The 12,146-nt window shown below is 46.1% G+C and carries 9 protein-coding genes and 4 tRNA genes; 12 read left to right on the top strand and 1 reads right to left on the bottom strand.

Annotation, left to right across the window (positions count from 1 at the left end; translation table 11 throughout):
* The first annotated feature begins 39 nt into the window (after positions 1–39).
* The 4 genes from KI655_RS23740 to KI655_RS23725 all read left to right on the top strand — a co-directional run bounded on the left by KI655_RS23740 (position 40) and on the right by KI655_RS23725 (position 447).
* A tRNA-Met gene (locus KI655_RS23740) sits at positions 40–116 on the top strand.
* Between the two features lie 33 nt (positions 117–149).
* Positions 150–225: transfer RNA gene (locus KI655_RS23735), tRNA-Gly, on the top strand.
* Positions 226–261: 36 nt separating this feature from the next.
* Positions 262–338: transfer RNA gene (locus KI655_RS23730), tRNA-Met, on the top strand.
* 33 nt (positions 339–371) lie between these two features.
* Positions 372–447, top strand: a tRNA-Gly gene (locus tag KI655_RS23725).
* A 703-nt stretch (positions 448–1,150) separates the two neighbouring features.
* Here KI655_RS23725 and queG read toward each other — a convergent pair.
* Positions 1,151–2,314 carry a tRNA epoxyqueuosine(34) reductase QueG gene (gene queG, locus KI655_RS23720; protein WP_285409168.1) on the bottom strand — a complete coding sequence of 388 codons (1,164 nt, stop codon included), beginning with the start codon at positions 2,312–2,314 and terminating at the stop codon, positions 1,151–1,153.
* Positions 2,315–2,547: 233 nt separating this feature from the next.
* Between queG and tsaE the strand changes: the two genes are divergently transcribed.
* The 8 genes from tsaE to hflC all read left to right on the top strand — a co-directional run bounded on the left by tsaE (position 2,548) and on the right by hflC (position 11,963).
* On the top strand, positions 2,548–3,012 hold the full coding sequence (gene tsaE, locus KI655_RS23715) for a tRNA (adenosine(37)-N6)-threonylcarbamoyltransferase complex ATPase subunit type 1 TsaE (protein ID WP_150872913.1): 465 nt from the start codon (positions 2,548–2,550) through the stop codon (positions 3,010–3,012).
* Positions 3,006–4,736, top strand: a complete 1,731-nt coding sequence (locus KI655_RS23710; RefSeq protein WP_285409166.1) for a LysM peptidoglycan-binding domain-containing protein — start codon at positions 3,006–3,008, stop codon at positions 4,734–4,736. Before tsaE ends, KI655_RS23710 begins: the two co-directional genes overlap by 7 nt.
* A 33-nt stretch (positions 4,737–4,769) precedes the next feature.
* On the top strand, positions 4,770–6,878 hold the full coding sequence (gene mutL, locus KI655_RS23705; protein ID WP_285409157.1) for a DNA mismatch repair endonuclease MutL: 2,109 nt from the start codon (positions 4,770–4,772) through the stop codon (positions 6,876–6,878).
* A gap of 145 nt (positions 6,879–7,023) precedes the next feature.
* On the top strand, positions 7,024–7,956 hold the full coding sequence (gene miaA / locus KI655_RS23700; RefSeq protein WP_285409155.1) for a tRNA (adenosine(37)-N6)-dimethylallyltransferase MiaA: 933 nt from the start codon (positions 7,024–7,026) through the stop codon (positions 7,954–7,956).
* A 193-nt stretch (positions 7,957–8,149) separates the two neighbouring features.
* Positions 8,150–8,410: an RNA chaperone Hfq gene (hfq, locus tag KI655_RS23695; protein ID WP_032551489.1), complete on the top strand. Its 261-nt coding sequence runs from the start codon at positions 8,150–8,152 to the stop codon at positions 8,408–8,410.
* Between the two features lie 44 nt (positions 8,411–8,454).
* Entirely contained in the window at positions 8,455–9,762 is a 1,308-nt protein-coding gene (gene hflX / locus KI655_RS23690; RefSeq protein ID WP_032551490.1) for a ribosome rescue GTPase HflX, read from the top strand.
* Between the two features lie 27 nt (positions 9,763–9,789).
* Positions 9,790–10,980 carry an FtsH protease activity modulator HflK gene (gene hflK, locus KI655_RS23685; protein WP_285409151.1) on the top strand — a complete coding sequence of 397 codons (1,191 nt, stop codon included), beginning with the start codon at positions 9,790–9,792 and terminating at the stop codon, positions 10,978–10,980.
* 2 nt (positions 10,981–10,982) lie between these two features.
* Complete coding sequence (gene hflC / locus KI655_RS23680) at positions 10,983–11,963, top strand: protease modulator HflC (RefSeq protein ID WP_032551492.1); 981 nt, start codon at positions 10,983–10,985, stop codon at positions 11,961–11,963.
* Positions 11,964–12,146: the final 183 nt, after the last annotated feature.

Raw genomic sequence — 12,146 nt, 5'->3', positions numbered from 1 at the left:
CCAATTTAAAGTTTCATTGTACTTAACAATGCATCCGGACGCGGGATGGAGCAGCTTGGTAGCTCGTCGGGCTCATAACCCGAAGGTCGTCGGTTCAAATCCGGCTCCCGCAACCACATTACAGTTAAACGCGATAGCGGTTAACTTATGCGACACTAGCTCAGCTGGTAGAGCGCAACCTTGCCAAGGTTGAGGTCACGAGTTCGAACCTCGTGTGTCGCTCCAATTTAAAGACTCATCAACTTAATTGATGCATCCGGACGCGGGATGGAGCAGCTTGGTAGCTCGTCGGGCTCATAACCCGAAGGTCGTCGGTTCAAATCCGGCTCCCGCAACCACATTACAGTTAAACGCATTAGCGGTTAACTTATGCGACACTAGCTCAGCTGGTAGAGCGCAACCTTGCCAAGGTTGAGGTCACGAGTTCGAACCTCGTGTGTCGCTCCATTTTTAGAGTTGTACATGAAGGGCATTCTGGCAGAGTGCAATCCTTGCCAAGGTTGAGGTCACGCCTAAACCTTGAAGATCTGGAACCTCGTGTGTCGCTCCAATTTCTTTCTAAGCTATCTAGCTTGGATATAGGCTGTAAGCCTAAGCTCTTTCTTTAATGCTGCGAAGCATCATCCCTTAAAAAAGAAATCAATCCTCCAAGATACTTGGTGGATATTTTTTTGTCTCAAATTTGTCTTAGCTAATGGAATGCTAATAGCTATCAGGTCTCTGAAGAAGATATCTGAGTTTTTTCACATCTATAAACAGACTTATCCACACTTTGTCTAATGTGGATAACTTGGTTGATAAAGTTATTTCAGCCTTAATCGTCAAGCACTACAAGAAAGATCTTTCTAAATTACAATGATAAAAAATCAGTGATTGTTTTTTAAGTTATTGATTTTCATGTATTTTGGCGAGGGTGATTGATGTGCTAAAGGATCGTTAACTTGTTGTTTTTTGATCTTAATCATTTATCCGCACTGTGTTTAACTTTGCTGCTATGTGGAAAGGTAGAGAGATATTTAATTTTTTTCCACATTATAAAATTTGAGAACAAGGTCAAACATTGTGCTTGAATTCTATGAAACAGCTTACCGTCATTTTGCCGCTAACTGTGCTACGCACCGCTTAACGACTGATATCCATAACGAATACACTACGCGTCTCTAGGTAGCCCTTTCTCTACAATCCTGATTAATCGTTTTTTCTTGCTCTCGGTTTTATTCACAGGCTGATGTGAAGCGATGTTCGAGAGGTCTTCTTGGACAGAAATTGGTAATTGTTGCTGCTGTTTTTCTAGTGCCCAGTGAATGTGTTCGTCCAGCAGCTCACTGTTACCTAAATGAGATTCTAGAGTATCAATGATGCGCTGTTGATACGGTGCATTGCCCATTGCTACAAACAAGTTTCGTAGCCATTGTGTATGCCCGATGCGTCGAATTGCAGAACCTTCCATCTTTTTCAGAAAGGTCGCCTCATCCCAGCTTGCCAACGTCACAAGATCGGTATCGAGAAACGCCTCACGACGATGAAAGTCACTTTGCTCACTAACATCAGCATGTCGGTTCCAAGGGCAAACCAGTTGGCAGTCATCACATCCATAAACTCGATTGCCAATCGCTTCTCGAAACTCTAAAGGGATGACGCCATCAAACTCGATGGTCAGATAAGAGATGCAGCGGCGAGCATCAATGATGCCTTCTTCTACAATCGCACCGGTCGGGCATGAGGTAATGCAAGCTGTGCATTTACCGCAGTCTTCGGTATTGGGTTCATCAACAGGCAAGGGAATGTTCACCAAGAGCTCGCCGAGGAAAAACCAAGATCCGGCTTCTTTATCTAAGATAAGTGAGTGCTTGCCTGTCCAACCTAACCCAGCTTTTTGTGCCAGTGGTCGTTCCAAGATAGGGGCTGAGTCAACGAATGGGCGGTAATCCAATCCTTCAATCTCTTTTTCTATCTTCTGTCCGAGCTTTTTTAGCTGGTTGCGGAATAACTTGTGATAGTCACGCCCCAGAGCATAGCGACTGATGTAGCCTTGAGTGTTGTCGCCAAGGTTGGAAGCAAACTGAGCTTCAGGGGGCAGGTAGTTCATGCGTGCACTAATGACACGAATGGTGCCAGGATGCAACTCATCCGGTCTAGCTCGCATCATGCCATGACGAGCCATCCAGTCCATGTCGCCATGGTAGCCAGCATCGAGCCAAGACTGTAAAGCGGCTTCATGTTCACGTAAGTCAACGTCACAGATTCCCACCTTTTGGAATCCGAGCTCTTGTCCCCAAGTTTTAATTTGTTCAGCAAGATGGTCTAGATTCATAGCTTGGTCGCAACTTTATTCATAGCCTGGTAATCAGCTTATATCGTGGCATGAGCGAAAATGGGGGCGGATCTTAACGGATCTTTATAGTCTTGACCAGAACAGAGGTAAATTCATGGCTATTTTTCATATAACTTACACTTGAATGCTTGTCTCTCAAAAGCTTCACGGTTTACTATTCTTGTTCTTTTGATTTTTATATAGTCAACGATCGATTTTTAGAGAACGTATTCATGAGCACAAAACAATTTACTTTGAAAGATGAGCAAGCAACGATTCAACTGGGGACGGAGCTTTCAAATCTATGCTCACAGCAAACCACTATCTATTTGCATGGCGATCTTGGCGCAGGTAAAACGACTTTCAGTCGTGGCTTTGTAAAAGCGCTTGGCCATCAAGGAAATGTAAAGAGCCCAACGTATACTCTAGTTGAACCATATCAATTGGCAGATTGGCAGGTATACCACTTTGACCTTTACCGTTTAGCCGATCCAGAAGAGCTAGAGTTCATGGGCATCCGTGACTACTTTACTCCTGATGCTATCTGTCTGGTTGAGTGGCCAGAAAAGGGTGAAGGTTTGCTACCTGAAGCGGATCTCGATATCGATATCCGTTACCAAGATGATCATCGTGTCGTCTCTTTAACCGCTAACAGTGAATATGGACAACGCTTACTTAGTCAGTTGGAGTTATGTTGATTTCTAAACGCCTTCTTTCCACAGTGGCCATGATGGCCGCTGTTTTCTCATTGCTATTTTCTTCCATTGCTGCCGCTAACTCTTTAAAAGGGTTGCGTGTGTGGCCTTCCCCTGAAGAAACGCGAGTTGTTATTGATCTAAAGTCCGAAGCGGATTTTAGTTATTTCACATTGAGCAGCCCTAGCCGTTTGGTGGTGGATCTTAAACGCACCAACTTAGCGACTAAGTTGCCAGTCAACGTGACCGATAGTCCGGTTCTGAAAAAGATCCGTAAGAGTTCACCACCAGAAAAAACGACCTATCGTTTAGTGTTTGAGTTGAAGAAATCCACCAAAGCGGAAATCTTCAAACTAAGCCCTACGCCGGGTGGACAATATGGTCACCGTTTGGTGATCGATCTTCCGCATGGCGATGCCAAAAAGCCTTCGACCAGTTCCAGCTCTTCAAGCAGTTCAACGGTCAGTAAGAGCATTGATCAAGTTCAGCGCAATCAAGACATCTTGATCGTGATTGATCCTGGGCACGGTGGTGAAGACCCGGGTTCCATCGGACCGTCTGGTAAGTATGAAAAGAACACAGTTTTAAGTATTTCGCGCAAAGTCGCTGCCAAGCTAGATGCTGTACCGGGCGTTAAAACTCGGATGACACGAAATGGCGATTACTTCGTTAATTTGAATCGCCGAGTGGCTATTGCTCGTGAAAACGAAGCGCACCTGTTGATCTCTATTCACGCGGATGCCTTTACTACACCTCAGCCTCGTGGTGGTTCAGTGTTTGTGCTGAACACGCGTCGTGCCAATACCGAGATCTCTCGTTGGATTGAGAATACTGAACGACAATCGGAATTGTTGGGTGGAGGCGGTAATGTCTTTACCAGCAATATCGACGATAAGAACGTTAACCAAACCTTGCTTGATCTGCAGTTTAGTCACTCTCAAAAAGAGGGCTACAAACTCGCGACAGAGATCCTGTCAGAGATGGGTAAAGTCTCTAAGCTGCATAACAAAAAGCCGATTAACACCAGCCTAGCGGTATTGCGCTCGCCTCAGATTCCATCTGTACTGGTCGAGACGGGATTCATTTCGAACCCAACGGAAGAGAAACTGCTGTTCCAACGTTCTCACCAAGATAAGTTGGCAACAGCGATCACGACGGCGGTGGTGAAATATCTGAAAGCCAACCCACCTGAAGGCAAGGTGCTATCGAACACAGCAAGGCCGACGCCCGCTCCTGTAGCTTCGGTGACGACGCATAAGGTGACTCGTGGTGAATCGCTTTCTGTGATTGCGAAGAAATATGGAACAACAATGAAGCAGCTTATGTCACTCAATAACCTTAAATCGACAGGTTTGGTAATTGGTCAGAAGCTGAAAGTTCCGGGTGCTGCGCAGAGCGTTGGTAATGATGTAGAAAGACGCACTATTACCCACGTGGTGAAGCGTGGTGAGTTCTTAGGTAGCATTGCCAATAAATACGGTGTGAGTGTCTCTGCGATTAAGCGTGAGAATAACCTGCGTTCGGACATTGTGAAGGTTGGCCAAAAGTTGAAGATCACCATCAGCATTAAGGCGTTGCCGCTTCGCAAACACAAAGTCGTGCGTGGTGACTACCTAGGCAAGATCGCCTCGAAATATGGTGTGACTGTAGACAGCATCCGCAAAGCGAACAAATTGCGCTCCGATGGCCTTGCCGTTGGTCAGGTGTTGGTGATTCCTCATAAATAATGAGTAGAGAGCCAGAGCGAGTAGAGAACCATTATGACGATTAAGATATTACCAGCACGTCTCGCTAACCAAATTGCAGCCGGAGAGGTGGTTGAAAGACCCGCTTCGGTGGTTAAAGAGTTGGTGGAAAACAGCCTAGATTCAGGCGCGACTCGTATCGATATTGATATCGAGAAGGGCGGCGCTAAGCTGATTCGTGTGCGTGATAATGGTAAAGGCATCGTTAAGGATGAACTAGGCCTAGCACTCAGCCGTCATGCGACCTCTAAGATACATACTCTGGATGACTTAGAGGCCATTGTCAGCCTTGGTTTTCGTGGTGAAGCACTAGCGAGTATCAGCTCAGTAGCGCGTCTAACCATGACGTCGCGCCCTGCAACGCAAGATCAGGCATGGGCGGCCTACAGTGAAGGTCGTGACATGGCTGTGAAGTTGCAGCCAGCAGCACACCCAATTGGCACCTCCGTTGAAGTCTTAGACCTATTCTTCAATACGCCGGCAAGACGCAAGTTTTTGCGCACTGAAAAAACCGAATTTACTCATATTGATGAGCTATTAAAACGCATTGCACTGAGTCGCTTTGATGTGACGATTAATCTGCGCCACAACGGCAAGATGATCCGCCAATACCGAGCGGCGAAAACAGAGATTCAAGCGGAAAAGCGTATTGCAGCAGTATGTGGTAATGCGTTTGTTCGTCACATGCTCAAGATTGAGTTGGAGCATCAAGGTCTCAAGCTGCATGGTTGGATCACCACTCCCGAAGGGGCAAGACAGCAAAGTGATTCGCAATACTGCTATGTGAACGGCCGCATGATGCGTGACAAGCTGATCAATCACGCCATACGTCAAAGCTATGAGACCAGTCTTCGTCCCGATCAATTTGCAACCTATGTGCTGTTTATAGAACTCGACCCGCATCAGGTGGATGTAAATGTGCATCCGGCTAAACATGAGGTGCGTTTTCATCAAGCACGTTTGGTGCATGATTTTATCTATCAAGCACTGAGTGATGGGTTGGCTCAAACGAAGCATATTGATGCCGCGCCTGTGAACCAATCCGCTTTCCATCAAACTTCGTTGCAAGAGCAGGATGTTGTGACTGAAGATCCGCAGGGAATAGATACGTTTGTCTCTTCTCAGCCAGCTTCAACATCGGGTGGTGAAACACAGGCATTTGAAAGAGCACGACAGGCGATTGACCAGACGCCAGCTTATCCAAGAAAGGCAGAGTCAGAGCAGGCTCAAGAGTCAATTCAAGATCGCGCGTCGAACTATTCACGAGGCCAAGAGAAAAGTCAGCAGGGTAGTGGTAGGCAGAGCTTCACGGACTCACCTCGCCAAGAGTGGACCGAATCTCGCCCGGCGCCAAAGCCAGACAAACCATCCAATCAATATCATGCTGAGCCTGCACCGTCTAAGCGAGAAGTGAAAGCGTATAAAGAGCTGATGCAAACGCCAGAGTTTGATTCGGCGAAAGTGAAAGTAGCACCAAGCGAAAAGACACAACAATCAGAACCGACAACGCCTGCGACTTCGTTACCAAGTGAGCGTCCAATCATCGCTGAATTGGGCAAAGCCATTACCGTGGTGAACCAACAGTATCTGACGATGGGCAGTAAGAATGGTTGCCTGTTGCTCTCGCTAGCCAAAGCTGAATTCCTGCGTGTGATTGGTCAGCTCAATACACAACAAGGGGCTTTAAAAAGCCAACCGCTATTGGTCCCGTTGTCGATGAAAGTGGGCGCTGAAATGGTTGAGGCTATGAAGTCACTGACACCAGAGCTTGCCCTGCTAGGGATTGAGTTGAAGGCTCGTAACAGTGAGGCGATCATGGTGATGGGTGTGCCATCTCCGCTCAGACAGCAAAACTTACAAACTTTAATCCCAGATCTGTTATCGTACGCGGCTTCGCTCAATATCCAGACTGGCAACGGCCAAGCCAATCAAGATTTGTTGGCTCAACTGGTCAATTGGATTGGGATTCAAACCGCTCAAGTAAAAAGCGACTACACTTTATCTGAGGCGGTTCAATTAGTTGGGGAACTTGAGCAGCTCTGGCATGGTCTACTTCCATTAGATGACCCTGAGTTTGTTAACCCCGTTGATTTTTCAGCGACAATTGCGGCATTTTCCGCTTAATCTAATTATCACTTACGTTGGTTAGAATACTGATTATTCACAGTATTAGAGATTCACAGCTTAAGTTATTTAACGGTTCAACTTATCGCGAGACACAGCCTTTGGCTTTGACAGAGCGTGAACAGAGAAGCAAATACAGAACATCATGACTCAAAAATTACCTTTAGCACTGTTTTTAATGGGCCCAACCGCATCAGGTAAAACAGATCTAGCCATTCGTTTACGTCAGAAATTCCCGGTGGAAATCATCAGCGTGGATTCGGCGTTGATTTACAAAGATATGGATATTGGTACTGCGAAACCAGACGCAGAAGAGTTAGCCCTTGCTCCTCACCGCTTGATCGATATTTTGGATCCAAGTGAATCTTACTCTGCGGCAGATTTTCGTCGTGACGCGCTTAAAGAGATGAACGACATTGTTGCGGCTGGAAAAATACCATTATTGGTTGGCGGTACTATGCTTTACTACAAGGCATTGCTAGAAGGGCTATCCCCTTTACCAGCGGCAGACCAAGAGATTCGCAAACAAATCGAAGCAGAGGCAAACGAGCAGGGATGGCAAGTGCTGCATGATCAATTAAGAGAGGTTGATCCAGTATCTGCGGAAAGAATTCACCCAAATGATCCACAAAGACTGTCAAGAGCATTGGAAGTTTTTCGAATTTCGGGTAAAACATTAACAGAGCTAACTCAAACGAAGGGCGATAGCCTGCCATTTCGTGTGAAGCAATTTGCTATAGCTCCCAAGGAAAGGGCTGAACTGCATCGTCGTATCGAGCTGCGTTACGAGAAAATGATAGAGGCAGGTTTTGAAGATGAAATGAAGGCGTTGTACGCCCGAGACGATCTTCACCCTGATCTACCATCGATTCGTTGCGTAGGTTATCGTCAGATGTGGGACTATTTAGATGGGAATTGTGATTTAGATGAAGCGGTTTTCCGTGGAGTCTGTGCAACCCGTCAATTGGCCAAGCGCCAAATCACCTGGTTACGCAGTTGGGATGATTTGACTTGGTTAGATAGCGAAAACATTGAACAAGCGCTAGAAACTCTTTCAGATGCAATAGCATCTGACTAAGATAGCTGTGTATAATGTGATCGCTTTTGCGTGAATATACTCTGGAAAGGATCCGTTATTGAGGCTTTTTAAACTTACAGCCTTTCAATAACAACGGAGTTTTTTTATTCGTTTAGCTCAGATGCAAAGGCCGCACCTTTTTGTGCACCACTAGCTAAATAATTACAACAAAATACAAAATAAGGAAAATAAAATGGCTAAGGGGCAATCGCTGCAAGACCCATTTCTAAATGCACTTCGTCGTGAGCGCATTCCAGTATCTATCTACCTTGTTAACGGCATTAAGCTGCAAGGTCAGATCGAGTCTTTTGATCAGTTCGTGATCTTATTGAAGAACACAGTAAACCAAATGGTTTACAAGCATGCGATCTCTACTGTGGTACCTGCTCGCGCAGTAAGCCATCACAGCGGTGAGCGTGCACCAGCTGATCGTTCAGAGAAATCTGAAGATTAATCGTTCAATCAATACAGCTGAAGCTGTAATAAGGAGTTGGTTGCTTGTTTGACCGTTATGAATCCGGTGAGCGAGCCGTACTTGTTCATATCAACTTCACGCAAGAGGGTGAATGGGAAGACCTAAGCGAATGTGAAATGCTGGTCTCCTCTGCGGGGGTAGAAACGCTACAAGTGATTACTGGTAGCCGTCAATCCCCGCACCCTAAATACTACGTCGGAGAGGGTAAAGCCCAAGAAATCGCTCAAGCCGTTCAGTTAACTGGGGCTGAAATTGTGATTTTTAATCACGCCCTCTCTCCTGCCCAAGAGCGCAACCTAGAGCACTTGTGTAAGTGTCGTGTGATTGACCGCACCGGTCTTATCTTAGATATCTTTGCACAGCGTGCGCGAACTCATGAAGGTAAGCTACAAGTTGAGCTTGCTCAGCTTCGTCATATCTCTACTCGACTGATTCGCGGTTGGACTCACCTTGAGAGACAAAAAGGTGGTATCGGTCTTCGTGGTCCAGGTGAAACTCAACTAGAAACAGATCGACGTCTGTTGCGTGACCGTATAAAAGCGATATTGCGTCGTTTAGCTAAGGTAGCTAAGCAGCGTGAACAGGGCCGCCGTGCTCGTAATCGAGCTGAAATCCCAACCATTTCTCTTGTTGGTTATACCAACGCAGGGAAATCAACACTGTTTAACCAGATCACCCGTGCTGGTGTTTACGCGGCAGACCAACTGTTTGCAACGCTAGACCCAACACTACGCAAAATCGATCTGACTGATGTAGGTCCGGCAATCCTTGCAGATACTGTAGGATTTATTCGTCACCTACCGCACGATTTAGTCGCGGCATTTAAAGCAACGTTACAAGAGACGCAGGAAGCTGACATTTTGTTACATGTTGTTGATGCCAGTGATGACCGCTTTCGTGAGAATATTCAGGCAGTTCATGATGTATTAGAAGAAATCGATGCTCATGAGGTGCCAACCCTTGTAGTCATGAACAAGATTGACTGCATGGAAGACCAAAAACCTCGCATTGAACGAGACGAAGAGGGCGCACCACGCGCTGTTTGGGTCTCGGCAATGGAAGGGGAAGGCATTGAATTACTGTTTGAGGCGCTGACAGAACGTCTAGCAAGCCAAATGGTTCAATATCGACTGTGCATTCCACCTCAACATCAGGGTCGTATTCGTAGTCTGTTTTTTCAGTTGAAATCTATTCAACAGGAAGAATATGATGAAAATGGTAACCTGTTGATAGATATCCGAATGCAACAAGTGGATTGGTCTAAACTAGAAAAAAGAGAAGGGGCACTCTTAGGTGACTTTATCGTTACCACAGAGACTGCTACAGTATAACGTCATATCAAATGATGGAGCTTTCTAATGGCGTGGAATGAGCCTGGAAATAACAACGGCGATAACGGCCGCGATAATGACCCTTGGGGTAATAAGAATAATCGCGGTGGCCGAGATCAAGGACCGCCAGACTTAGACGAAGTGTTTAACAAACTGAGTCAAAAGTTGGGTGGCAAGTTTGGTAAAAAAGGTGGCAACGGTTCATCTGTTGGTGGCGGTGGTGCGATTGGCTTTGGTGTCATCGCAGTTATTGCTATCGCTATCTGGTTCTTTGCGGGTTTCTACACCGTAGGTGAAGCAGAGAGAGCTGTGGTACTTCGACTGGGTCAGTTCGACCGTATTGAAGAGCCGGGCCTAAACTGGCACCCACGTTTCATCGACCAAATCAGCGATGAACAGCTGGTTAACGTTCAAGCGATCCGTTCACTGCGTGCCTCTGGCACCATGCTGACTAAAGACGAGAATGTAGTAACGGTTGAAATGGGTGTTCAATACCGTGTTTCAGACCCATACAAGTACTTGTATCGTGTTACGAATGCTGATGACAGCTTACGCCAAGCCACAGACTCTGCGCTTCGTGCAGTAATTGGTGACTCGCTAATGGATAGTATCCTAACCAGCGGTCGTCAACAGATTCGTCAAAGCACTCAAGAAACATTGAACCGCATTATCGACAGCTACGACATGGGTATCCTAATCGTAGACGTGAACTTCCAGTCGGCTCGTCCACCTGAGCAAGTTAAAGATGCATTTGATGATGCAATCGCGGCTCGTGAGGATGAAGAGCGTTTCGAGCGTGAAGCAGAAGCTTACCGAAATGACATTCTTCCTAAAGCAACAGGTCGTGCAGAGCGTTTGAAGAAAGAAGCTGTGGGTTACTCAGAGCGCACTATCAATGGTGCACTTGGTCAAGTAGCTCAATTTGAAAAGCTACTTCCTGAATACCAAGCAGCTCCAGAAGTAACACGTAACCGTCTGTACCTAGATACAATGGAAAAAGTGTACTCAAGCACATCTAAAGTGCTGATTGACTCTGAATCGAGCGGTAATCTACTTTACCTACCGATTGATAAGTTAGGCGCTCAAGGTGGTTCTAAGTCGGGCACTCGCTCTACTAAAGCACCATCAACTTACGATCAGATTGAACTAGAAACTCAAACTGAAACGCCATCGAGCTCTCAGTCTCGTTCAGATAGCTCACGTCAAGGGAGATACTAATAATGCGTAAGTTAATGATCCCTGTATTGGTTGTTGCGCTAGCACTGATGTTGATGTCTGTGTTCGTGATTCCAGAAGGCGAGCGCGGTATCGTGATTCGTTTCGGTCGTGTATTGAAAGATAACAACGACATCTCTCGAATCCACGAACCTGGTCTGCACTTCAAACTGCCTCTGTTTGACCGTGTGAAAACACTAGACGCACGTATTCAAACAATGGATGGCCGTTCTGACCGTTTCGTAACGTCTGAGAAAAAAGACGTAATCATCGATTCGTACGTGAAATGGCGTATTCAAGACTTCGGTCAATACTACCTAGCAACGGGTGGCGGTAACGCACTAACAGCGCAAGCACTTCTAGAGCGTAAAGTGACAGACGTTCTTCGTTCTGAAATCGGTTCTCGTGAAATCAAGCAAATCGTATCAGGCCCTCGTAACAACGATGTTCTGCCAGATTCAGCTGATAGCGAAGAGGTAACAACTGTTGCTGCTGCTGAAGCGCTAGAGGTAGATGGTGAGCGTGACAAGATCATGGAAAATGTTCTTGCGGATACACGTGAAAGTGCACTGAAAGATCTAGGTGTGGAAATTGTCGACTTCCGTATGAAGAAGATTAACCTTCCAGACAACATCAGTGACTCAATCTACAAGCGTATGCGTGCAGAGCGTGAATCGGTTGCTCGTAAGCACCGTTCTCAAGGTCGTGAGCGTGCAGAAGTAATTCGTGCACAAGCTGAACTAGAAGTAGCAACAGTGCTGGCAGAAGCTGACCGTACTGCTCGTGTTACTCGAGGTGACGCAGACGCAGAAGCAGCGAAGATTTACTCTGACGCTTACAACAAAGATCCTGAGTTCTTTGGCTTCATGCGTTCACTGCAAGCTTATGAATCATCATTTAGCGATAAGAGCGACATTCTAGTACTGGATCCGAAGACAGACTTCTTCCAATACATGAACAACGCAAAAGGTGTACAACCTCAATAAGCCAACAAGCTAAATTGAATCTTTGTATTGCTAAGGCATAAAACAAAAGGCTCCTACGATGGGAGCCTTTTTTGTTTGTATCGACAATCTAGATGTCTTTCAATCCTTCTCGAGATTCGAGATTCGAGATTGGAGACCCGAGATTCGAGATTCGAGATTCGAGAAGGATTGAAAGACATCTAG

The organism is Vibrio sp. D404a (genome assembly GCF_030248535.1).
Classification (GTDB): Bacteria; Pseudomonadota; Gammaproteobacteria; order Enterobacterales; family Vibrionaceae; genus Vibrio.
The sequence above is the reverse complement of the archived record's forward strand: the minus strand, read 5'-3'. Positions and strand labels throughout refer to the sequence as shown.